The following is a 24,290-nucleotide window of genomic DNA, read 5'->3' as shown; positions in this document are numbered from 1 at the left end:
TCCCATACTCATGTGGGATTGTTACCTCAAGCAATCCATTGAAAGAGGGGAAAATGAAGAAAACTTTAAAACTATTGAGCTGCATAGCTTTTTTAAGTACGGTTGGACGTGTTAATCAAATTCCCTCACTTTCTCCAGTATTATGGAGACAGAAAATACTTTTAGAATGTGGCGTACCGGACCTTGATAAGGTTGTGGCGCTAGATTTGAATCAATTTGCCAGTATTGAAATTTGTATGGGGCAATCAGGTTTTCGCCCTAGCTTTACCATACAAGAATGGTGTGAGAACCATAAATTGGACGATCTTCCCATATGTCGTCCTGGTGCTGTTATTCCGAAGCGAAGTGTTGAGAAGCGTTTAAACAGCCCGTTTTGTAAAAGAAGTCCAGTACAACCTGAATGCAAACTTTAACAACGCAAAATCATTCGCAAAGCACTTTAATGAGAATGTTGGCTTTGGTACTGGAGCAACGGGTAGTGAAGGTTCAATGAGCGCCTCTTTCCAAAAGGATAAATCCTCTAGTGATTATCACAGTGTTGTAGAGCAATCAGGCATTAAAGCAGAGGCAGGCGGCTTTCATATTACAGTCACGGGGACAACAAACTTGACCGGAGGCATTATTGCGAGCAGTGCCTCAGCGGATAAAAATAGTCTGACCACCGGAAGCATCAGCACCAGTGATATCACCAACAGTGCCCATGCGACAGCCAGCAGCCATGGTTTTAGCCTTTCTGGAAATGACACGATAAAAAATATTACCAAGAATGTTTTAAACCATGGCAAAGCCAAGGATGGCGCAGAAGGAGAAACCAAATCTGCTATCAGTGATTGGACTATCATCCTAACGGGTAAAAGCAACCAAAGAGCGATGGGGCAAGATGCTGGAGAAATCATTGGCTCTCTCAACCGCAATACTGCAACAGCCCATCAGGCTGTCGTACCAATAGACGTAGCAAAGCTTGAAAATATAGCCACTACAATGAGCCGTGGACCAGTAGGAATACTGGAAGAAGGAATTAAAATCGTTGATCATGGCTTCGAAAACATGTTTTACGAAGAGCATCACCTGGCGACCGTTGAACATGATAAAGATGGCAATGTCATCTATGCAAAAGATGAAAATGGAAATCCTATAAGAGATAGCCATGGAAATCCACAGCCACTATATCATTACTTAACGCCAGAGGAAGAAAAGCATTTACAGGAAGGGGCTGATGGCAAGGTTCATGTGTCCTTTGTTTGTCAAAAAAGGCATGCGTATTAGTCAAGAGGAAGCAGAAACAATCCTTTGTGAGGACTTAAAGCAATTTGAGAAGACGGTTGAGGAATCGGTAACGGTTTCGTTAACGGATAATCAATTCGCGGCATTGGTATCGTTTTGCTATAACGTAGGAACGAAAGCCTTTAGCAAGTCAACGTTGTTGAAGAAGCTTAATCAAGGGGATTATGAAGCTGTTCCTAGTGAATTACAGAAATGGAATAAGATAGGGGGTAAGCCTTTTGTGGGATTATCCAACCGTCGAGCAGCCGAAGCCGGTTTGTGGGCGAAAGGGTCTTACATTGCTTCGAACTATCACAGGGTAGAAACGAAGGAGAGAACAGGTCTTTTCAAGATAGAGGCGCTAGCCCCGATTATAGGGTCTTGTTCAGGATTTGGAGGCTTTTTTGTTGGTAATGGACCAATTCAGTGGGCGTTAGCAGGGATTATGGTTTTAGCGGCGTGTACAGGACTGGTGATTGTTGCCAAGCGGTTTAAGGAACAGCGTTTGTGATTTGGGGGCGCAAAATAGGGAGCACGCTTATGTGGTTGGTCAAATGAGTAGAAAGCGTAAACCGGAACAAGATCTCACGGAGACAGAACAACAGCTGCTTCATGAGATGATAGAGACGTATCAAGGCTTAAAGATGATGTCACGCATTATGAAGTGGTTAGCCTTCATTGTCTTTATGTTTGTCATCGATTTATCCCGTTTCATAGATGCGCTAGATAATCACTTCTCACACTTTAAAAAATGGATAACGAAAAGTTAGAGAAAACCTATGTTTGATATACCGCATAGAATTAGATTTTTAAAAACTCATAATGGAGATTCAAGCTTAGAACAAGATCGCCTCTTAACATCAACAATGAATCGTCAATGGCAAAAAAATTTTAATAATCTTCTTATAGCTAGCTATCATTCTCGTAAAAAAAATAAAGTAAAGAATCCAGATATTAGTTTTCAGAAGGATGTGATTGATTTTTCTGATGATGACGCGATTGAACAACGTATTGCGTTGATTAGTTATTATTTGTCTGATTTCTTCAAGGAAGATTTTGATGATTGCTATATTGCAAGATGCTATAGTTCTGGTAGTTTTGATGATTTTTATTTCGTGGCAAAAGTAAACGGTTTTAGCTTTCCACTTCATTTAGGAAACAAGAAATACCGTAAGGTTTTTCATTCTAAAATTATCCAAACCTCTCCTTAAATGGCAAAAAAATCACCTCGAAAAGAAGTGCTGATTCGTAATAATTGAGGAAAGTTTGAAAAAGATTTGTTAGAATCAGAAGGAATATTTCTTCTCTAACAGGACTTTTTATATGGTTACATCTTTTGGTAAAATTTTACGTAAACTTCGCGTTGATCACTCCGAACGTCTCTTAGATATGGCTAAGAAATTAGACATATCTGTATCATTTTTATCTTCAGTCGAGATTGGCAAGAAATCTGTACCGGTTGACATGGAAGTCAAAATCATAGAATTATATGATTTAGATCAAAAGGAAGCATTACTTTTAAGAAAAGAAGCCTATGCATGTCGAAGGAGTTTTACAATAAAACCTTCTGATACATGCAGATGTGAAATTGTTGGTATGTTTGTTAGAAACTTAGAGAATTTTTCACAACAAGACTTAACAAAATTTAAAAAATGGTTAGAGAAATTCGATAAAAAAAGAAGCGCCCTATAGAGGCACGTTGCAAAATCCTATACCCTCACTTTTATTCAGGTATCCCTCACAGTAAAAAAGGCATGTGAATACAGTAAATTATAACTTTAAAAAAGGTTTATTAAATTCTAGTCTTGCATATGAACACTTATTTTACTACGTTTGGAAAGATAGATGACTCTAGGGGCATTGTTCATTTTAAAGGTTGACTATGGAAAGCACTATAGAAAGAAAGTGTTGGGTGGTAGCAAGACGAGCGACATTTGTGTTTATTGCTGTCATTTTTTTAGTTTATCTCACAATTTGATTTTAAATGGGACAAACGTTATAAAAAGCGTATGCTCAAACCATACTACAGTTTTGAGGTGATACGTGTTTTTATCTGTTTTTGAACTTTTTAAAATTGGAATTGGTCCTTCTAGCTCACACACGATGGGGCCGATGACAGCTGCCAATATGTTTTTGCAAAAGATACGAGATTTTTCTCAGTCATCCGATATTCAAATTTCTCGTATACGTGTTTATCTTTACGGTTCTTTAGCGTTCACGGGTATTGGTCATGCGACAGATAGGGCTATTGTATTAGGACTTTTAGGAGAAAAAGCTTCTACTGTTGATCCTGATAATATGGAATTTTTGTTAGAAAAAGTTATCCATGAAAAAAAAGTACAACCAGAAGAGCATCCCGCTTATCAGTTTGATTTGCAAAGTGATCTTATTTTTGAACGAAAAGAAATCTTACCTGGACATACAAATGGGTTAGCATTTGAAGGACTTGATACGGGTGGGAATGTTCTGTTAAGGCAGATTTATTATTCTATCGGGGGTGGCTTTGTTGTGACTGAGGATGAATTAAACCATATAAATGGTGATATACAACCAGAAGCATTTGAGGTGCCATATCCTTTTGATTCTGCGCGTACAATGTTATCAATGGCGGAAAAATCCGGACTTTCGATTGCTGAAATGAAGCGCTTAAATGAAGAAACAAAGATTGAGCGTTCTTCTCTAGATGCAGGACTTGATGAAATTTTTTCAGCGATGACAAATTGTATTGATAGAGGTCTTTCACAAGAAGGTGAGTTGCCTGGTGGATTACGTGTTCTAAGGCGTGCTAAAAAGCTGCATGAAACGCTTTTGAAAAATCAAAAGAAAAATTTCAATTATCCACTTTGGGCAAATGATTGGCTTTCGGTATATGCTATGGCAGTTAATGAGGAAAATGCAGCAGGTGGTCGTGTTGTTACCGCTCCAACAAATGGGGCCGCTGGTGTTGTTCCCGCAGTTTTACGTTACTATCTTCAGTTTAATGATGATTCAAATCAAGAGGGAATACATAATTTTCTATTGACGGCAGCAGCGATTGGCGGTGTTATTAAACATAATGCTTCTATTTCTGGTGCAGAGGTTGGGTGTCAAGGTGAAGTTGGAACGGCATCTTCAATGGCCGCGGCGGGCTTGACGGCGGCGTTAGGTGGAACGCCGGCTCAAATTGAAAATGCAGCGGAAATTGCGCTTGAGCATCATTTGGGAATGACGTGTGATCCGGTTGCAGGTCTTGTCCAAGTTCCTTGTATTGAGCGTAATGCAATGGGGGCGGTTAAGGCAGTAACGGCTTCTTCTCTTGCATTATATGGTAATGGGGAACATTTTGTTTCTCTTGATGCTTGTATAGAAACAATGCGTCAGACGGGTCATGATATGAGTGAACGCTATAAAGAAACAAGTAAAGGTGGCCTGGCAGTTAATACAATATCTTGTTAAGAGCTGGAATATTTTATTAATCCATAACTGGACTCGTTGGGGAAGGATCGCATTTTTTCTTTCTAAGAAAGCTCATGTTTTTGGTTGCTTATAAAAAAGTTCCAATTTAATTCAGCAGTATGCTTAAGATAAATTTGGGATGGTTTCGTTCTTTCTGCACGAGGAGGAGCTTTTATCCGCAAGATTGGAAGGAGAATATTACTTATATCTGTTTGATTTGTCTCTTAAATGGAAAAACAGTCTCATTAGAAAAAAATAAAAAAGTGCAAATAAATAAAATGAGCGATTAATCTATCATTCCTTTCTAGCTGGATTTTAAAAGTAGAGATTTTTTGGACATCTGATATGGCGAAAAAATACCTTGAAAAGAAACTCTAATTTGCAATAATTAAAAGGGATCTTAGAAAATCTTATTTTCCAACTTTTATTTAAAATTTCTTGTACCGGCAAAAAATTAAAATAAATAATAGCATATACATTAAAAATATTTTTCAAAATTTTCATGAAGAATAGAATGCAGATAATAGAATGTTATCGTGTTGCTTATTCGTGAGTTTGTTTTACATGAAGATTGTGATACCATTAAAGAATGTGATAAAAAAAAGCGTGAGATAGTGCGTAATCTTCATTATTTAAAGGACTCGCTTTAGGTACTTTTGAAAGTTGTAAAGCTTAATTAAAAGGTGATGGCAAGGCTTAGGATTAGTTTTTACCTTTTTAAAATTTTTATATTCTTCCAAAATTAAGTTTTCTGTCTGTTTTAGAGATTACCCAACAGAGGATACGCAGTACCCTTTTTTCCATCTGGCATATAAAAGCTGCAACAAAAGAAAAACACTAAATCGCTTGAATATTTTGTCTTAAACATGCGATTGCTCGGGATTTGGATATTGATTTACAGGCAATAGAAAAAGTACAGGCTCTCTTAGGAAAACAACTCCATAAAACAAAAAATTTACCAGCAATGGATTGAAAAGAAAAGCCTGCTTTTTATAAAAAGACTTTGCAAAACAACACATAACACATTTGATTTTGCGTATATTTATTCTTACAGGTATTCGTACATATCCATTGCGTTATAGTTGTGATAATTAGGTTGAAGATGATTTATGGATAATCCCTGCTGAAGGTGTAAAAGGTTGATGGGATGCTAAAGAAGAATTTCGTATATCTTTATCATTAGAAGCATGAAAATAATTAAAAAGCCTGTTGCATCTCTAAAAGTAATTTAATTTTTTCACCTCATTGTCCTATTTCACTTGCTACTATATCAAAGTATATAAAAAAAATTATCATTATAAATTAAAATCTTATGGAAATTGTATTATGATATTTAATCTGATAATTTCTTTTACGTTTTTTATCGATAGTCTTTGTATTTTCAAATTTGCTTTGTTTGTTTCAAGAAATAAAATTAAAAGGGCTTAGATTATTTTTTACAGCGTGTCTGTTGTAGAGGAAATCGTTATTAAGAGGATTTTCTTTATTGCACTTTTACAATAATCTCTAAAATAATAAGCTTTCATCCCATGTAGGGATCATTTTTTTCAGAAAGATTTCAAGGACAATTTTTGCTATTAAATCAAAAAGTAGAAAAATATTTGGTATTCTTTGTGTTCTTAAAAGATAGTTTGATTGGAAGCTTAAAGATATTGGATAATTGAAAAAGCCATAAATATAATTCCTACGACTTAATAAAGAAGTATGTCTATCAAAGGTTTTTCTAAGACTATAGACAATGGTGCAATAATAAAATAATTCTTTTAGAAAAAGTTTGTAGAGTTAAATATTTGTTGCTCCTAGACGGATTTTAATAGGCACAGTACCAGTTTGACTCGCAACACGCAAATGAATGCGTACAGGAGGCATCATGAGACGGCGATTGCGCATTGTTTGGCAAATGAGAAGATTAACAAGGGATTGTGTATCTAATGCAGTTGAATTATATTTTAAACCAGTAAGTTTTTCTGCAGCATCGTGAAGAGAACGCAATGAAAGAAGATATGATTGCTTCAATAATTTTTCTTTTTCATGAAATGAAGCAAAAGCATTATCTGTCATAATACTATCCTTAACGCAGAATTCAAAAACTTTTAGTAGGCTACAGTATAGCAGTTAAAATTTGCTTTCTTTAATGTAGAACAAGCATCAAATGCTGCTTTTTTTGATTGAAATCCTGTAAATCGGGCTCGGTAATAACGCTGCCCATTTTTTTCAAACCGTTGCATATGTGAAGAGGCGTTCTTTAAAGTAGAAAAAGCTGTATCTTTTGCTTTTAAAAGCAGAGTGTTTGCTTGTTCTTTACTAGGAAGAGAACCAATTTGGATAGCCCATCCGGCATTTGTGGACAAAGAAGCGCTTACAATTTTATGAGTCTCAACCGGTATAGCTTTTTGAGGGTTAGGTATTGGTACAATGACCCTATTTACAGCCGTTATCGCAACATTGGAGTTTTTAGGTTGTTCTGCAAAAGCTGTCAACATAGTTGAAATTTCATCATCAAAATTACTTGAATCAGCTTTAATGGTCGGTATAGGAGTCTTTGCGCCAGTGGGTAAGTGATAGTGTACAGAAGCCATTAAACGTTCTGCATTTTTTATTTGGCTTGCTTTAGGAAAATATTGATTCAATAAGCTAGCCATGTGCTCGTCCCGTGCAGTAGATGATTTACCTCCCATAACAACAGCGACAATAGAGCGTCCCTCAAGACGCATCGAAGTTGCTAAATTAGAACCTGACATTTGTGTGTACCCTGTTTTAATTCCATCGACACCGTTCATTATTTTAACGAGTTTATTGTGGCTGTTAATCGTATGTCCACGGAAAGTAAAGCTTTTTATTTTGAATAATTTATATTGTTTTGGAAAATGCTTACGGAGAGCTAATGATAAAGTGGCAATATCTCGTGCCGTAGAATAATTGTGCACATCGGGAAGTCCTGAAGCATTGGCAAAATGTGTATGTTTCATGCCAAGTTTACGCGCTTTTTCTGTCATCATTCGAGCGAATTTTTTTTCACTCCCTCCAAGATATTCTGCGATGGCTGTAGCAACATCATTTGCAGATCTTGTAATGAGTGCTTTAGCAGCTGCTTCTGCAGAAATTGTTTGGCCTGCTTTAAATCCAATTTTTGTCGGTGGACGCATTGCTGCATAATGTGAAACAGGAATTGGTGTATTGGGTGTCACTCGACGCATCTGCATAGCTTCAAACAGGAGGTACAATGTCATCATTTTTGTTAAAGAAGCAGGATAACGTTTCAGTGTTGCATTAGCTTGAAAGAGAGTTTTTCCGGTCGTTGCATCTATAACAATAGCCGCATACTTATCAGGATAGGCTCCTTGAGGTGTTGCTGATGCCCAACAGTAAGAAAAAGCTAACATAACGAAAGAAATTGCTATTTTTTTATAGCAGCGCATAATTTTTTGCTCATTAATATACACTTGCAGTATCCTATTTCTCCATTTACTCTGAAAAACTTCTATAAAGCTTCGCTTTCCGTAACGTGTTTAAGCAGTTTAGACGAATGGTATTACTAATTTATTTACAGAGAGTTATTTTATAAGTGACTTCAATCTAACCATAGGAGGAAAGTCTTTTCTCATACGAAAGAGGTATTGCAATAGTTGTGAAAGCACTTAAAATTAATAAAAAATATGCTGCATGGAAAATGATAATGGGACAAATACTCATAATAAACTCTACACCTCATGTTATGCATAATGAGATTATGCATAATGAAAAGGGCAAGAATTGGGATGAAGGTAAGCATAGTGCGATTATAATACCTAAAGCTAAAGCAAAACTCCAAAAACCTAAATTATATCGCGTTCTTTTACTGAATGATGATTACACACCTATGGATTTTGTTGTTTTCGTTTTGAAGAACTTTTTTAAAAAAAGTTTCGAAGAGGCAATGCGGATTATGTTAAATGTTCATCACAATGGGTATAGGCGAATGCGGGACTTATACTTATGAAGTTGCTGAAATGAAAATTGTACAAGTGAGGGAGTGTGCACGTCAAAATGAACATCCGTTACAATGTGTAATGGAATGGAAGTGAGGAATTATGCCATCTTTTACACCTAGTCTTGAAGAGGTTTTGCATCGTGCATTAACAATTGCCACTCAAGCGCGACATGAATATGCAACATTAGAACATCTTCTCCTTGCACTATTAGATGATGCCGATGCAAATTCCGTTATTCAAGCATGCCAAGTAGATGTGGAGGAATTGCGTGAGCGCTTAACCAATTATCTTCGCTCAGACTTAGATGAACAGATTAGAGCAGATGAAGATACAAAGCCTACAGCTTTTTTCCAGCGTGTCATCCAACGTGCGGTGATACATGCTCAATCTGCTGGAAAAGATGAAGTATCAGGGGCAAATGTTCTTGTTGCAATTTTTTCTGAACGTGAAAGCCATGCAGCCTATTTTCTTCAAGAGATGGGAATGACACGCTATGATGCTGTCCGTTTTATTTCACATGGTATTACGCGTGATGATGGATTATCCATGTTACTTGAAGGACTTGAAGAGCAATTAGATCAGCAGATTTCAGAAAATGGTGAAAGGGTAACGAATGCTTTAACGGGTTATTGTATTGATCTCAATTGTAAAGCGCGGAATGGGAAAATTGATTTATTAATTGGCCGCGAAAAAGAAATTTCACGCATGATTCAAATTTTATGTCGAAGATCAAAAAATAATCCGCTTTTGGTTGGTGATCCTGGAGTAGGAAAAACCGCTATCATTGAGGGATTAGCAAAGCGTATTGTTGATGGGCAAGTACCTGAAGTTTTATCAAATACAACGATCTTTTCTCTTGATATGGGGGGACTTGTTGCTGGTACACGTTATCGCGGTGATTTTGAAGAACGATTAAAGCAAGTTATTAAAGAGTTTGAGCTATATCCAGATGCTATTTTATTTATTGATGAAATTCATACCTTAATTGGAGCAGGGGCAACATTAGGGGGAAATATGGATGCAGCAAATCTTTTAAAACCTGCATTATCTTCTGGAACTATGCGATGTATTGGGTCGACAACTTACAGAGAATATCGAAAATTCTTTGAACAGGATCGTGCTTTAGAGCGCCGTTTCCAGAAGATTGATATTAATGAACCTTCTGTTTCTGATGCGATTAAGATTTTGCAGGGGATGAAGCCCTACTTTGAAGATTTTCATCAGATCAAATATACAGATCAGGCGATGAAGGCATCCGTAGAATTATCTTCACGCTATATGGTTGATCGTAGATTGCCTGACAAAGCAATTGATATTATTGATGAAAGTGGTGCAGCACAAAAGCTGTTGCCACGAAAACAGCGCAAAAAGACTATCGGTGTTAAAGAAATTGAAGCGACCGTTGCGACAATTGCAAGGATTCCACCCAAAACAGTTTCGCGGAATGATCAGAAGATATTGAGTAAACTTGAGAGAGAACTCAAGCATGTTGTTTACGGGCAAGATCGGGCAATTTCCGCCTTAGTGTTATCCATAAAATTGGCGCGAGCAGGTTTACGCGAACCAGATAAACCAATAGGAAGTTATTTATTTTCCGGACCAACTGGGGTTGGAAAAACTGAAGTTGCAAAACAGCTTGCATCATCTTTAGGTATTGGGCTCTTACGTTTTGATATGTCAGAATATATGGAACGCCATACGATAGCGCGCTTAATCGGTGCTCCTCCAGGCTACATAGGGTTTGATCAAGGAGGTCTCCTTACAGATGCTGTTGATCAGAAACCTCACGCAGTCTTATTGCTCGATGAGATTGAGAAAGCCCACCCAGAGTTATTTAATGTTTTATTGCAGGTCATGGATTATGGTCGATTAACAGACCATAATGGCAAGAAAATTGATTTCCGCAATATTATTTTGATTATGACAACCAATGCTGGTGCTTCAGATATGGCAAAATCAGCGATTGGATTTGGGAAAGTCCATCGTGATGGTGAGGATATAGAGGCAATCAATCGGTTATTTATACCAGAATTTCGTAATCGATTAGATGCAATTATTCCGTTTGCACCTTTATCTCACTTAAGTATCAATCAGATCGTGCAAAAATTTATTTTTCAGCTTGAAGCACAATTAGCTGATCGGGGAATCTGTTTTGAATTAAGCCCTTCTGCAACTTTATGGCTTTCCAATAAAGGATATGATTCTCAGATGGGAGCACGCCCCTTAGGACGTGTTATACAAGAATATATTAAAAAGCCATTAGCGGATGAAATTTTATTTGGAAAGTTACGCAATGGTGGCATTGTCCGCGTATTGACACAAAAGTCAAATGGCGAAAAAGAAAGATTACAGTTAGAAATTTCCTCTTCTAATCTATCTGTTGGCTCAAAGAAAAGTAAAACGAAAAATTTTAATAAAAAAACTGTAGGAAAGAAAAGTGCAACATCTTAAGAACACGCTACAAAAGGGCCTATCATAGGGCAGCACGAATTTTTTTGGCATTCTCTTCAAGTATTTCTGTAGGTGTTATCACTCCATTATGAGGGGTAAGTTCTATTCCTTCCATACGTGGTATAATATGAAAATGGAGATGATAAACGGTTTGTTGACTAGCCGCTTCATTAAATTGCATGATCGTTATGCCATCGGCTTGAAAGGCATTTTTGACAGCATTAGCGATTTTTTGAACAGCTTTAATAACAGGAAATAATATTTCAGTATCGGCATCAAGTAAGTTTCGAGAGCCTTTTTTAGGAATGACCAGTGTATGACCTGGTGCTTGTGGCATGATATCCATGAATCCAATAACATCATCATCTTCGTAAACGCGAACAGAAGGGATTTCATTACGAATTAATTTAGCGAAAATATTGTTATTGTCATAAGCTTGTTTCATATGAATATTTCCTTTTATTGTAAGGGTGGAATTTTAATGTCAAAACGGAAAAGTGCAAGGTTTATCAGAGTGTAAGATAAAAAAATATTTCGACTTCAGTGATCTTTAAGGAACGCACTGTTTTTAATGAAGATTTAGATTTCTATGATGGCTTCAACTTCTACAGGAACATCCATAGGGAGAGAAGCAACACCAATAGCAGAACGGGCGTGTTTCCCAATTTCACCAAGAATATTGACAAATAAATCAGAAGCTCCATTGGCAACAAAAGGGATATCGGTAAAATGGGAATCAACAGCCACAAAAACAGTAATTTTTACCACGCGTTTTATTCTATCGAGGTTATCCAGAGTTGCTTTGAGTTGAGCGAGAATATTAAGAGCACAAGCTTCAGATGCTTGTTTAGCTTGTTCAGTACTTACAGTGCTCCCAACTTTACCGATGGCTATAGGTTTTCCATTCATAAGAGGGAGCTGTCCAGAAATAAAGAGTTGATTGCCACTTTGTGAAGTTGTGGTGTAATTGGCAAGGGGTTGCGTTGCTACAGGAAGAGTGATTCCGAACTTTTCTAAGTTTCTTTCAATTACATTGGTCATAATTTAAACTCCATAGCTATTCTATAAACATATCATTGCATAACCTATTTTTTTATTGAAGGAAATGTGTGGTTAATTGAGAAATTAGCTTTTTTTGCCTTATTGTATGATGTTATGGAACGGGAATAAAGTTTGGAAGTTGGGAATGATTAGAGCATTATTTACAATAATCTTATATGTTGTTTTTTTCTGTACGGCGAAAGCTGAAGAGCCTATTTTTATTGTGCCTCATCGAGCAATTTATGATTTTCAGCTCGATAATGTTTCTCATGAAATGACAATTTCTGGGATGTCAGGGCGAATGGTTTATGAGCTTACTGGTTCGGCATGCCAAGGCTATAGCACACGTTTTCGTTTCATTAGCCGTCTTCATATTGAAGATATGCCGGTCCGTTTAACGGATCAACAGACGACGAGTTATGAAACAGGAGATAGCCGTACGTTTCGTTTTAATGTTACCGATCAAGAAGGAGAAGAGGTTGCGCATCGTGCTGAAGGGGTCGCTGAGCGGACAGGAAATGGTATTACAGTTACCTTAAAAAAGCCAAAGGAAAAAGAGTATAAGCTTGCAATGGCTGAATTCCCAATAATGCAATTAAAGAATATTATTCGCCATGCAAAAGCGGGGGATCATTTTTATAATGTTACTGTGTTTGATGGGACAAATAAAGCGGATAAAGTTATAAAAGAAAGTATCGTCATCGGGGAAAAGAAAGCGCTTTTATCTGATAGCGAGACGGAAAAAATGAAAAAATTGGATGAAGAAGAATATTGGCCTATTACAATCTCTTATTTTGATGATGGTGAAAATAAAGATGGTTTGCCAGTTTATCAGAGCAGTTTTCTCTTACATGAGAATGGTGTCATGCGTGATCTTCATATAGATTATGGAACTTTTTCAGTGCGTGCAAAATTGAACAGTCTTGAATTCCTTGAACTTGGAAAAGATCTTGATCAATGTGAAAATGTAAATATTAAATGATTGAAGAAAATAACTTGAAAAAGAATCAAATATTAGTATGTTTGCGCTATTCCACACGCGGAGTTTGGGTGTTTGTAGATAATCTGTGAGGAAAGTCTAGCAAGCATCCGCCGGTAGTAGGTTTTCCTGCTTTTTCCGCGGAGGTTGAACCGGAAAGGATAAGATTTATGGCACTACCCGATTTTACTATGCACCAGCTTTTAGAAGCAGGTGTGCATTTTGGTCACCAGACTCATCGCTGGAATCCCAAAATGACCCCCTATATTTATGGTCAGCGTAATAATATCCATATTATTGATCTTGCTCAAACCGTTCCACTTTTACATCAAGCGCTTAAACTTGTTTCAGACACTGTTGCGCGTGGAGGTCGTATTCTCTTTGTTGGTACAAAACGGCAGGCATCTGAAATTATCGCTGATGCAGCAAATCGTTCTGCCCAATATTATGTTAATGCGCGTTGGCTTGGCGGTATGCTGACGAATTGGAAAACGATTTCCAATTCGATACATCGTTTGCGAAAGCTTGATAAAATTCTTGCTGCTGAAGCACAAGGCTTTACTAAAAAGGAACGTTTAAATCTTGAGCGTGATCGTGAAAAGCTTAATCGTGCGCTTGGTGGTATTAAAGATATGGGTTCTGTCCCAGATCTTATCTTTGTTATCGATACAAATAAAGAAAATATTGCACTCCAAGAAGCAAAACGTTTAAACATTCCAGTGATTGCTATTATTGATACCAATTGTGATCCTGATGATGTAACACATCCTATACCAGGGAATGACGATGCTTCACGTGCGATTTCTCTTTATTGCGATCTTTTTGCGCGTGCTGCTCTTGATGGTATTGCTCGTCAGCAAGGTGCAATGGGTGTCGATTTAGGAGCTCAAGTTGATGCACCTATGGAGCCTATTTTGGAAGAAAATGCGGTTTCGGCAGTTTCTGAGTAATATAAAACGCCTAATTAAGGTACTTTTATTATCTAAAGAAAAAGTTATAGGCGTGCAGAGGAAATTTGCACGCTTTCACTGTTACAGAATGAAGAGGCAAATATGAGCGTTACTGCTGCACAAGTAAAAGAACTTCGAGAATTATCTGGCGCTGGAATGATGGACTGTAAAGCAGCGTTGGCAGAAACCAATGGTGATATGGGAGCTGCTGTTGATTGGCTTCGTAAAAAAGGAATAGCGAAAGCAGATAAAAAGGCTGGTCGTACAGCAGCTGAGGGATTAATTGGAGTCGTATCAAAAGATTCACATGCAGTTTTGGTTGAGATTAATTCTGAAACAGATTTTGTTGCACGCAATGATGCATTCCAAGACATTGTGCGCAAAGTAGCAACTGCCGCTTTGGATACGCCAGGTGATGTTGAATCTGTTTCTGTTTCTCTTTATCCAGGCTCTGATAAGACTGTAGAGTTTGCAATTAAAGATGCAATTGGTACAATTGGCGAAAATATGACGTTTCGTCGTTCTGTTAAATTGTCTGTTGAGAATGGTGTTGTTGCGACTTATATACACAATAGTGTGGCTGATGGGCTTGGAAAACTTGGTGTTTTGGTTGCAATTGAAACAACGGGAAATAAAGAAGCAGCTCTTGCTTTTGGTCGGCAGGTTGCAATGCATATTGCGGCGACCAATCCGTTAGCACTTACAGCACAAGATGTCGATACTGGTGCCATTGAGCGTGAAAAAGCAATTTTTTCGGATCAAGCACGTCAGTCTGGAAAACCTGAAAATATCATTGAAAAAATGGTAGAAGGACGTATGCGTAAGTTTTTTGAAGAGGTTGTTTTGCTGTCTCAAGCTTTTGTTATGAATCCTGATATGACTGTTGAGGCTGCTTTAAAGGACGCTGAGAAATCAATAGGTTCTCCAGCAAAAATCACAGGCTTTGTTCGTTTTGCACTTGGTGAAGGTGTAGAAAAAGAGGAGTCTGATTTTGCTGCAGAAGTTGCGGCCGCAGCAAAAGGCTAGTTATTGCAAATTCTTGATCAGAGATTTAAAATCCTCATTGGTTTTAGAGCCTCTAATGGAAACGATGTGATTGTTAAGAGGGCGTCACGTGAAAAAAGTGGTGCCCTTCGTGGTGTCAAAAGCAAAAAGACAATGTGCTTTTGGGGAGATTATGAATGGCATTAGCACTTCCGTATAAACGTATTCTTTTAAAGGCTTCTGGTGAAGCTCTTATGGGGGGACAGAGTTTTGGTATTGATGTTTCTGTTGTCGATCGTATTGCTGCTGATATTGCAGAAGTGCGCGCAATGGGGATAGAAGTGGCGGTTGTTATCGGTGGGGGAAATATTTTTCGCGGTGTTGCTGTTGCTTCGCATGGTGGGGATCGCGTGACAGGTGATCATATGGGAATGCTTGCAACGGCTATTAATTCTTTAGCATTGCGAACATCATTGACAAAATTAGGCGTTGAAACTGTTGTACTCTCTGCGATTGCTATGCCACAAATTTGTGAAAGTTTTTCGCAACGTAAAGCAATAGCGTATATGAATCAGGGAAAAGTTGTTATTTTTGCGGGTGGTACCGGAAATCCATTTTTTACCACTGATTCTGCTGCCACTTTACGTGCAGCAGAAATTGGTGCGGATGTTCTTCTTAAAGGAACACAAGTCGATGGTATTTATTCAGCCGATCCCAAAATAGACCCTACAGCTAAGCGTTTTGACCAGTTAACACATGTTGAAATTTTGCAATGGGGATTATCGGTTATGGATTCAACGGCGGTTACTTTAGCTCGTGAGAATAATGTACCGATTATTGTGTATTCCATTCATGAAAAAGGCGGATTAGCTAAGGTCTTGAATGGAACAGGGCGCTTTACAATGGTATCGGAATAAGAGTAAGCTTCAAAGGACAATTGAAGGAGACAGAAATATGAATGTTGCATCAATTATGGATGATCTGAAACGCCGCATGGATGGCGCTATTACGGCTTTTAAACATGAGTTGGGTGGCTTACGGACGGGGCGGGCATCGGCGAGTTTATTAGAACCTTTGACCGTTGAATCTTATGGTTCTGTTGTACACATCAATCAGGTTGCTAATATTTCTGTTCCCGAACCTCGGATGCTTTTTGTTTCTGTATGGGATAAAACAATGGTAGGAGCTGTCGAGCGTGCTATTCGCGATTCTGGTCTTGGTTTGAATCCTATAACGGATGGTACGAATTTACGTATTCCTTTACCTGAGTTGAATGAAGAGCGCCGTAAAGAACTTGTAAAAATTGCGCATCACTATGCAGAGCAAGCGCGTGTTGCGACACGTCATGTTCGTCGTGATGGTATGGACAATTTGAAAAAGTTAGAAAAAGATGGTGAAATTGGACAAGATGAAGCCCATAGTTTATCCGAAAAAGTTCAAAAACTCACAGATGAAACCATTGCTGATATCGATAAAATTTTAGCCGTGAAAGAATCCGAAATTATGCACGTTTAAGACTTTTTTTGCTAGGAAAAATATTTCACCCTCAGCGTGTAAATTATTTTTATGGATAAGAGCAGAGAGTCATGTGCGCTGTGATAGCAAGGTGTGATGGAGGGGGCTATTTTATCATCTTGATAGGGGAAAGATTGATTTAAAAGAGTTGATGCTTTTATTCTTTAATCTGTGAGTGAAGTCTTCCCTTTACTGGAGGCATTATTAAACCATGTGATGAGAAACATTATGAGGGATGATTCAAATATTCTAAGATGGGGTTGGGGTAATATAGCACAAACAATATTTCCTTACTCTTAGCATCTATTATAAAGCATGCGCGCAGGATGATGGGGCAAGCGGATGTTATGGGGCGTAATTCGTTTTTTAATGATGAAGAGTTAATAGAGCAGCTCTTTTATACGAAAAAACCTCTAAGTTAATTTATGTAGGGCGTAGATAGCCACTTTCTCATTTTATGTTTGAGAAAATCTTTGGAAACTTATTTTAAGATTACCTAGATAAGGAAGATTTTTGATCTGTTTTCATTGATTATTCGTCTTATAAGCGCTATCTTGGTAGATTGGATCATTGATGGTAAATTATAAGAGAGATTTGCACAAGTATGAAATAAAAATACTGGGTAGGGAAGTTTTTCTTGCATTAATTTTAGAGCTTGTATTTTTTATTTTTATTGTTTGGATGTTGTTTTGTCTAATTTGGTTTATCGTGTTCTAACAGCTTTTGTATTTGGCGTTATTGCTTTGTATCTAACATGGTTGGGAGGGATCACTTTTTTTCTGTTTGCATGGTGTATTGGCAGTTTTATTCTTTATGAGTGGATGAATATTACTCAAGAGAAGTGGTGTGTTTTACAAAAGATATTAGCAGGTATTTTTTATTTGCTCTTTGGCTTTTTTTTAGTGTTGAATGTATCTGCTTCATTGATTTTTTGTGCTTTAATCGTATTGGCTGCAGTGTTGGCTATTATATCTATAAAAAACAGTGGTTGGGTTTTTTGTGGTTTTTTATATGCATCTTTTCCTGTTGTGGCTTTATGCTTTTTACGGGATCATGAGATGTTGGGGTTCCAAGTCGTTATTTTCTTATTTACGATAGTATGGGGAACCGATATTGGTGGATATTTTATCGGACGTGCATTAGGGGGGCCTAAATTAGCACCACAATTTTCTCCTAATAAAACATGGTCAGGAGCACTTGGTGGTATATTTGTCGGCGTTTTCGGTGGTATATGGGTTGCTTTTGGATTTTTTGATATAAATTCAGCAAGTTTTTTTGTGCCACTCCTTACACTTGTTTTGTCAATTGTTTCACAATTGAGTGATTTAGGACAATCATGGCTTAAAAGACGGTTTTCTGTTAAAGACTCCAGTTCTTTATTGCCTGGACATGGTGGTTTTATGGATCGTATGGATGGATTGGTAGGAGCAACTTGTCTTCTTTATTTAATTGGTTCATTGATGTCTGGCATGGATGCACCTTTTAATCTTTTTAGCATGATTTAATGGGGAGAAGATATTTTGGGACTTTTAAATCATATGGTCACTATGGGTGATTTTCTTTTAAGAAGTTTGAGTATTATTTTCATCATTATGATTATCATTTTTGTGCACGAACTTGGGCATTATCTCATTGGGCGGTGGTGTGGTATTAAGGCGTTAGTTTTTTCACTTGGATTTGGACCACAAATAGCCAGTTACACAGATAAGCATGGTACGAAATGGCGTTTAGCTCTTATCCCTTTAGGCGGGTATGTAAAATTTGTTGGGGAGGAGGATAAAAACGAGGTGCTATTATCACCATCATCTCCGATTATTGATGGTTCATTTGCCAGTGCACATGCTTGGAAAAAAGCAGCAACTGTTTTTGCTGGTCCTTTTTTCAATGCTCTTTTTACTATCGTTATTCTAACGTTTTTTTTCTTTATTTATGGTCGTGTCGCCATTGAACCCGTTGTTGGTTCTTTGGTAAAAGATAGTCCTGCTATTCAGTCCGGTTTGGAATTAGGAGATCGTTTTGTTGAAATGGATGGTCGACGGGTTGAAAGCTTTGAAGATTTGATGAATTATGTAGCTTTTCATGGAAGAGAACCGATAGAGTTTAAAATAGAACGCATGGGGCGCGTGTTTACCACTGTCATCACCCCCAAAGTCATTGAGCGAGATGATGGATTTGGGAATCGAACACAAAGAGCTATGATCGGTGTAGGTGTTCCTGTTGATTTAAATAATCCTCCACGTTTAGATCCAACTTATATAAAACATATTCGCTATGGTTTTGTAACAGCTATAGGAGAAGCCTTAAACCGTACGGAGTTTATTGCCACTCAAACTGTTCTTTTTATGAGTCGTTTAATCGGAGGCAAAGAAGATCGTTGTCGGCTAAGTGGGCCTTCTAAAACCGTAAAAATTGCTTGGAAAGTGAGCGAGACAGGTTTTATCTCTTTATTGAATTTGGCCGCTTTTCTTTCAGTAAGTGTTGGGCTTATTAACCTTTTTCCGATTCTGCCACTTGATGGTGGGCATCTTTTATTTCATGTCATTGAAGTCATTACTGGGAGAAAAATATCCACTAAAATTCAGGGAATTTTTTTTCGTTTAGGTTTTTCCCTTCTTCTGCTTTTTATGATTTTTGTCTTCTTTAATGATTATTTTTGTTGGTTTAGCTAATTAAATTATGGAAAACGCTTTGTAAATTGGGTAATAATAGCAAAAATAAATTGAAGGTTGTTTACCATGTCTGCAAAATATTGTGGCGTCGTACATTATAATGAGTAATTAAGGGATGAAAAGTCTCGCTGTAAAAAGGTTGTTATGGCAGTTAGCTTTTTAAGGCATCATGTCCAAGGAACAAGAGTAAGGTAAAAAAACCAATGACTACGAATTCAAAGTTTTTAAATGCAGCATCTGTGTTGGTGTTAAAGATGGGGATGATTGCCCCAGCAACGGTTTTTATGTCAATTGCTGCGGTTGGAGAAATACAAGCATCTGTAGTCCGTTCTATTGAGGTTCGTGGGAGTAAGTTTGTAAGTTCTCAGGCGATTCGGGACAATATGGGTATTAAGGTTGGACAAGGGATTTCCAGTGGTGATGTTGATCATGCTGTGAAGAATCTTTTCGAGTTAGGTTTATTTTATGATGTTAAAATAAACCAAGTGGGTGATAAATTGATTGTATTCGTAAAAGAATATGAGGTTGTCAATCAAATATTATTTCAGGGAAATAAGTCTTTTAAAGACCCAGATCTTAAACGGTTTATTTCTTTAAAGCCAAATGAACCTTTTAATTCTGCTAAGCTTTCTGCTGATATAAATACAATTCGTGAGGCTTATAAAACGCTAGGTCGTAATAATATCACTGTTAACGTTCAAACGATTAACCTTGGAAAAGGGCGTGTTAATGTGGTATTTAATGTTGTTGAAGGACAAAAAACAAAGATTAGTGATATCTCGTTTAAGGGAAATACTGTCTTTGCAAGTCGCCGGTTGCGTGATGTGATTTCAACAAAATCTTCAGGAATTTTTTCAAAGTTGTTGGGAGGCGATGTTTACAGTGAAGAGCGCCTCGCTGCTGATGAAGAGGCTTTACGGCGCTTTTATTATAATCGTGGTTATGCAGATTTTCGTGTTGTCTCTTCTAAAGCGACTTTTGATGCTGCAAGCAATACGTATAAAATTTCTTTCGTTCTTGATGAAGGTCCGCGCTATAAAATTAGTGATATTCAGGTTGAAAGTGATGTTGATGGAATTGACGTTCAATCTATGAAAGGCAAGCTTAAAACTCAGCCAGGTAATATTTATAGTGCAGAAGATATTGAACAGTCTGTTGCTATTATTAATAATAAGGTTGCTGATTCAGGATATGCTTTTGCTAAAGTTGAACCACGGGGAAATCGTGATTTAGCAAATCATACGATTTCAATCTTATATAATATTGAACAAGGTACACGTGCATATATTCAGCGTATTGATATACGTGGCAATGAGAAAACGCGTGATTACGTCATTCGTCGTGAGATTGATTTAAATGAAGGAGATGCTTACAATCAAACTTTATTGCAGCGGGCGAAACGTCGTCTAGAAAATTTAGGTTTCTTCAAAACTGTTAATATTTCAATGGTTCCTACTGAGCAATCTGACCAGGTTGTTTTGGTGATAGATGTCGTTGAAGCTTCAACAGGAGATCTCTCTCTTTCTGGAGGTTATACAACGGGGGGAACAAGCCCTGGTATGTCGCTGGAAGTTTCTGTTACTGAGCGTAATCTTGGGGGGCGTGGTCAGTACGTTCGTTTGGGGTTAGGGGCAGGGCAAGAAAAATCCCGTAATTATAATTTATCATTTGTTGATCCTTATTTCCTAGGGTACCGTTTATCGGCTGGCGTTGATGTTTTTCGTAGCACTTACCGTGCTGATAAAGCCTATGATGTACGGCAGACAGGGGGATCACTACGGTTTTCGTTGCCTATTAATAATCAATTATCTGCGAATGTTGCTTATTCTTATGTACAGGAAGAATATGATTTTGGTGGAGAGTATGATTTCAACAAAGAGAGTGATATAATAGAATTATATGGGAAATATTCTGGTGCGATTGTTCAAGCAGCTAAGCAAAGCCCGTGGAAACGTTCATCAATTAGTTATGGTTTAACCTATAATACGATTGACGATATGAGAGCCCCCCATGATGGATGGTACGTGCATCTTCTGCAGGAATATGCCGGACTTGGTGGGAGAGCAAAGTTCTTGAAGACCACGGGTAAGGCGATGATGTACAAGACTCTTTCTGATCAAAGGGATATTGTTGGTTTACTTTCCTTTGGTGGTGGTTATATCCACGAAATAGGCAAGGAAGGTGTTCGTATTTTCGATATGTTTAAAGCGAATACGGATATGATCCGGGGTTTCAAATACAATGGAATAGGTCCACGACAGGTTTCCAGTAAAGGTGAAGTTTATTTCTTAGGGGGAACGACATATATGAATGCAACTGCTGAAGTACAGTTTCCTATTCCTGTTGTGCCTGAAGGATTTGGATTGCGCGGTGCTTTGTTTGCCGATGTTGCTACGCTCTATGGCAATAATTATAAAGCCGTTTTTAAGGGTGAACCACCTGTTACCCATACAAAAAGTGCTTGGCGTTCATCTGCAGGTGTGAGCTTGATGTGGGAGTCTCCGTTTGGTCCTTTGCGTTTTGATTATGCTTGGCCAATAACAAAGCAGGAGGGAGATCGTTTGCAGCAATTGAACTTTGGTATTTCTACGAAGTTCTGATTTGAGCGTTTTTTAAGAAGGAAAAGCTTGAAGAGAGTAGCTTAAGCTGGGAGAGAAAGTGTTTTGATGGCGGATACATTTTTTTTTACGCCGTCCCGGCAATTGACAGTTGCAAATGTTGCTGAGTTGACGGGTGCAAAGCTTCTTAATCCAGAGTTTTCTCATAAAGTTATCAATACTCTTTCTTCGCTTGACAGTGCTGTGGAAGGCTCTCTTGTTTTTGTGGAGCATCGGAAATTTTCTGATGCTCTACGAGACAGTTCTGCTGTTGCTGTTTTTTGTACGAATGATATTGTTTTTAAAGTTCCTGACACAATGGCAATTTTGGTGACATCCACACCACAGCGTGATTTTGCTCAGATTGGTCGTATTCTATTTCCTGATTCTGTCAAGCCAATGCCTTGGTTTGGACAGAAAGAGATTTCACCGCATGCGTATATTCATCCAACGGTTAAGTTTGCCGATGATGTGTGTATTGAAGCGGGAGCTGTTATTGGAAGAAATGTTGAGATTGGTGCAGGAACTCTTATTTCATCCACAGCCGTTATCGGTGAAAATTGCCGTATTGGACGTGACTGCTATATTGCTCCTAAAGTAACCATTCAGTGTTCCTTAATAGGGGATAGGGTTCAGCTTTATCCTGGTGTCTGCATTGGGCAAGATGGTTTTGGTTATGTTGGGGGGAAAGCTGGTATCGAGAAAATACCACAACTTGGTCGCGTGATTATTGAGGATGGTGTGGAAATTGGTGCGAATACCACGATTGATCGAGGAACATTTCAAGATACTGTTATTGGAGAAGGAAGCAAGATTGATAATCTTGTACAAATTGCCCACAATGTAAAAATTGGTCGTTATTGCCTTATTGCCGCTCAATGTGGAATTGCGGGAAGTACATCGATAGGGGATATGTCTCAGCTTGGCGGGGGAGTTGGGGTAGCGGATCATATCGTAATAGGTAAATGTGTTCAGATTGCTGGTCGTAGTGGCGTTATGAATGACATTCCGGATGGTGAAAAATGGGGAGGGAGTCCAGCACGGCCATTTAAACAATGGTTTCGTGAAGTAGCAACGTTGCGCAGTATGGGAAAAGTTAAAAAGGAGAAAAGCTGAGATGATCAGCACTAAAGGAACTAGAGATTTAGAGGCTGTTGATATTGAAAAATTGCTCTCAATATTACCGCACCGTTATCCATTTTTATTGATCGATCGTATCGTTGATATTGATGGTGAACAAGAAGCGATTGGAATTAAAAATATAACGATTAACGAGCCACATTTTACGGGACATTTTCCAGCAAAGCCTGTTATGCCTGGGGTTTTGATTTTAGAAGCTATGGCACAAACAGCCGGAGCAATAGCACTTTTAAATTTAGGCAATAAGCAAACAAATTTGGTTTACCTTATGACGGTTGATAATGCAAAATTTCGTAAGCCGGTTATGCCTGGTGATCAGCTTAAAATTCATGTTCAGCTTTTGAAAAAGAGATCTGGTATGAGGCGTTTTTCATGTGTTGCAAAAGTAGAAGATGTCCGCGTCGCTGAGGCAGAAATTGCTGCGATGATTGTTGAAGAAGAATAAACGATATTTGATGGGAAATTAAAAATGTCCGGTACGAAAATCCATACAACGGCTCTTGTGGAGAAGGGAGCGCAGCTTGGTGAGAATGTACGCGTTGGGCCATTTTGCCATATTAGTTCAGAGGCTGTTATTGGTGATGAATGTAGTTTGACAAGTCATGTTGTAATAATGGGAAAGACAACGTTAGGCGCCAAGAGTAAAGTCTTTTCTCATGCAGTTTTGGGGGCAGATCCGCAAAATAATAAACATAAAGGGGGAGCTACCACACTTTTTATTGGTAAGAATTGTACGATTCGTGAAGGCGTAACAATGCATAGAGGCTCCGATTCGAGTGTGGGAATGACAGTTGTTGGTGATAATTGTCAATTTTTTTGTTATGCGCATATCGCTCATGATTGTCATGTCGGCAATCATGTAACATTTGCTAATAATGCGATGATTGCTGGTCATGTTACTGTTGGTGATTATGTGATTATCGGTGGTGGTGCTGCTGTTCACCAATTTGTTCGTGTTGGACATCATGCATTTATCGGCGGTGTATCTGCACTGGTGGGTGATCTGATTCCTTATGGAACAGCTGTTGGTGTGCAGGCAAAACTTGCCGGACTCAATATTATTGGCATGAAGCGTGCAGGGCTTGAGCGTCAAGATATTCACGCACTCCGTCATGCGGTTGCCATGCTTTTTGATCATAGCAAGCCCTTTAAAGAGCGTGTTAATGATGTTGCTTCTTTCTATTCTTCTTCTCAGTCGGTTGTTGACGTTGTTAATTTTATTAAAGAAGAAGGAAAGCGTTTTTATTGCACACCAAAATTTGAAGGTGATAGAATAAAAGAACATAAGGATTAAA

The 24,290-nt window shown here is 38.1% G+C and carries 23 protein-coding genes and 1 pseudogene; 20 read left to right on the top strand and 4 right to left on the bottom strand.

Annotated elements, in window-relative coordinates; all coding sequences use genetic code 11:
* The first annotated feature begins 53 nt into the window (after positions 1 to 53).
* From NNJ85_RS02050 to NNJ85_RS02020, 7 genes are all read left to right on the top strand, one after another.
* Entirely contained in the window at positions 54 to 413 is a 360-nt protein-coding gene (locus NNJ85_RS02050; protein ID WP_254473150.1) for a hypothetical protein, read from the top strand.
* Positions 414 to 489: 76 nt separating this feature from the next.
* On the top strand, positions 490 to 1,266 hold the full coding sequence (locus NNJ85_RS02045; protein ID WP_254473149.1) for a hypothetical protein: 777 nt from the start codon (positions 490 to 492) through the stop codon (positions 1,264 to 1,266).
* Positions 1,229 to 1,774, top strand: a complete 546-nt coding sequence (locus NNJ85_RS02040; protein WP_254473147.1) for a lysozyme — start codon at positions 1,229 to 1,231, stop codon at positions 1,772 to 1,774. Before NNJ85_RS02045 ends, NNJ85_RS02040 begins: the two co-directional genes overlap by 38 nt.
* Positions 1,775 to 1,805: 31 nt before the next feature.
* Complete coding sequence (locus tag NNJ85_RS02035) at positions 1,806 to 2,033, top strand: hypothetical protein (RefSeq protein ID WP_254473145.1); 228 nt, start codon at positions 1,806 to 1,808, stop codon at positions 2,031 to 2,033.
* A gap of 9 nt (positions 2,034 to 2,042) precedes the next feature.
* On the top strand, positions 2,043 to 2,474 hold the full coding sequence (locus tag NNJ85_RS02030; RefSeq protein ID WP_254473143.1) for a hypothetical protein: 432 nt from the start codon (positions 2,043 to 2,045) through the stop codon (positions 2,472 to 2,474).
* Positions 2,475 to 2,586: 112 nt separating this feature from the next.
* A complete protein-coding gene (locus NNJ85_RS02025; protein ID WP_254473141.1) occupies positions 2,587 to 2,955 on the top strand; it encodes a helix-turn-helix domain-containing protein in 369 nt (122 codons plus the stop codon).
* A 351-nt stretch (positions 2,956 to 3,306) separates the two neighbouring features.
* Positions 3,307 to 4,698: an L-serine ammonia-lyase gene (locus tag NNJ85_RS02020; protein WP_254473138.1), complete on the top strand. Its 1,392-nt coding sequence runs from the start codon at positions 3,307 to 3,309 to the stop codon at positions 4,696 to 4,698.
* 1,782 nt (positions 4,699 to 6,480) lie between these two features.
* Here NNJ85_RS02020 and NNJ85_RS02015 read toward each other — a convergent pair.
* Entirely contained in the window at positions 6,481 to 6,759 is a 279-nt protein-coding gene (locus NNJ85_RS02015) for a hypothetical protein (protein ID WP_139413146.1), read from the bottom strand.
* 32 nt (positions 6,760 to 6,791) lie between these two features.
* Positions 6,792 to 8,141, bottom strand: a complete 1,350-nt coding sequence (locus NNJ85_RS02010) for a D-alanyl-D-alanine carboxypeptidase (protein WP_254473136.1) — start codon at positions 8,139 to 8,141, stop codon at positions 6,792 to 6,794.
* A 233-nt stretch (positions 8,142 to 8,374) separates the two neighbouring features.
* On the opposite strand from NNJ85_RS02010, the pseudogene clpS reads away from it, so the two are divergent.
* Positions 8,375 to 8,762 (top strand): annotated as a pseudogene (clpS, locus tag NNJ85_RS02005) (ATP-dependent Clp protease adapter ClpS).
* Between the two features lie 6 nt (positions 8,763 to 8,768).
* On the top strand, positions 8,769 to 11,120 hold the full coding sequence (gene clpA, locus NNJ85_RS02000; protein ID WP_254473134.1) for an ATP-dependent Clp protease ATP-binding subunit ClpA: 2,352 nt from the start codon (positions 8,769 to 8,771) through the stop codon (positions 11,118 to 11,120).
* A 22-nt stretch (positions 11,121 to 11,142) separates the two neighbouring features.
* On the opposite strand, the gene NNJ85_RS01995 is transcribed toward clpA, so the two are convergent.
* Together NNJ85_RS01995 and NNJ85_RS01990 are read right to left on the bottom strand one after the other, a co-directional pair.
* Entirely contained in the window at positions 11,143 to 11,565 is a 423-nt protein-coding gene (locus NNJ85_RS01995; protein ID WP_254473133.1) for an HIT family protein, read from the bottom strand.
* 134 nt (positions 11,566 to 11,699) lie between these two features.
* A complete protein-coding gene (locus NNJ85_RS01990; protein ID WP_254473132.1) occupies positions 11,700 to 12,161 on the bottom strand; it encodes a RidA family protein in 462 nt (153 codons plus the stop codon).
* A 145-nt stretch (positions 12,162 to 12,306) separates the two neighbouring features.
* On the opposite strand from NNJ85_RS01990, the gene NNJ85_RS01985 reads away from it, so the two are divergent.
* From NNJ85_RS01985 to lpxA, 11 genes are all read left to right on the top strand, one after another.
* The gene (locus NNJ85_RS01985; RefSeq protein WP_254473131.1) at positions 12,307 to 13,143 is read left to right on the top strand and encodes a cell envelope integrity EipB family protein; all 837 of its coding nucleotides are present in this window, start codon (positions 12,307 to 12,309) and stop codon (positions 13,141 to 13,143) included.
* Between the two features lie 167 nt (positions 13,144 to 13,310).
* Positions 13,311 to 14,090 (top strand): 30S ribosomal protein S2, encoded by a 780-nt coding sequence (rpsB, locus tag NNJ85_RS01980; protein WP_254473130.1) that lies wholly within the window; start codon positions 13,311 to 13,313, stop codon positions 14,088 to 14,090.
* 102 nt (positions 14,091 to 14,192) lie between these two features.
* Positions 14,193 to 15,116, top strand: coding sequence for a translation elongation factor Ts (gene tsf / locus NNJ85_RS01975; RefSeq protein WP_254473129.1), 924 nt, complete (start codon positions 14,193 to 14,195; stop codon positions 15,114 to 15,116).
* A gap of 155 nt (positions 15,117 to 15,271) precedes the next feature.
* On the top strand, positions 15,272 to 15,991 hold the full coding sequence (gene pyrH, locus NNJ85_RS01970; RefSeq protein ID WP_005773640.1) for a UMP kinase: 720 nt from the start codon (positions 15,272 to 15,274) through the stop codon (positions 15,989 to 15,991).
* Between the two features lie 37 nt (positions 15,992 to 16,028).
* Entirely contained in the window at positions 16,029 to 16,589 is a 561-nt protein-coding gene (gene frr, locus NNJ85_RS01965; RefSeq protein WP_005773638.1) for a ribosome recycling factor, read from the top strand.
* Between the two features lie 689 nt (positions 16,590 to 17,278).
* Entirely contained in the window at positions 17,279 to 18,094 is an 816-nt protein-coding gene (locus NNJ85_RS01960) for a phosphatidate cytidylyltransferase (protein WP_254473128.1), read from the top strand.
* A 15-nt stretch (positions 18,095 to 18,109) separates the two neighbouring features.
* Positions 18,110 to 19,258 (top strand): RIP metalloprotease RseP, encoded by a 1,149-nt coding sequence (gene rseP / locus NNJ85_RS01955; protein ID WP_254473127.1) that lies wholly within the window; start codon positions 18,110 to 18,112, stop codon positions 19,256 to 19,258.
* A 203-nt stretch (positions 19,259 to 19,461) separates the two neighbouring features.
* Positions 19,462 to 21,858 (top strand): outer membrane protein assembly factor BamA, encoded by a 2,397-nt coding sequence (gene bamA, locus NNJ85_RS01950; RefSeq protein WP_254473126.1) that lies wholly within the window; start codon positions 19,462 to 19,464, stop codon positions 21,856 to 21,858.
* A 66-nt stretch (positions 21,859 to 21,924) separates the two neighbouring features.
* Positions 21,925 to 22,971 (top strand): UDP-3-O-(3-hydroxymyristoyl)glucosamine N-acyltransferase, encoded by a 1,047-nt coding sequence (gene lpxD / locus NNJ85_RS01945; protein ID WP_254473124.1) that lies wholly within the window; start codon positions 21,925 to 21,927, stop codon positions 22,969 to 22,971.
* 1 nt (position 22,972) lies between these two features.
* Positions 22,973 to 23,440, top strand: coding sequence for a 3-hydroxyacyl-ACP dehydratase FabZ (gene fabZ / locus NNJ85_RS01940; protein WP_254473122.1), 468 nt, complete (start codon positions 22,973 to 22,975; stop codon positions 23,438 to 23,440).
* 24 nt (positions 23,441 to 23,464) lie between these two features.
* Positions 23,465 to 24,289 (top strand): acyl-ACP--UDP-N-acetylglucosamine O-acyltransferase, encoded by an 825-nt coding sequence (gene lpxA / locus NNJ85_RS01935; protein ID WP_254473119.1) that lies wholly within the window; start codon positions 23,465 to 23,467, stop codon positions 24,287 to 24,289.
* Position 24,290: the final 1 nt, after the last annotated feature.

Origin of the sequence: Bartonella sp. B1098, from assembly GCF_944896145.1 — a bacterium.
Lineage (GTDB): Bacteria > Pseudomonadota > Alphaproteobacteria > Rhizobiales > Rhizobiaceae > Bartonella.
The sequence above is the reverse complement of the archived record's forward strand: the minus strand, read 5'-3'. Positions and strand labels throughout refer to the sequence as shown.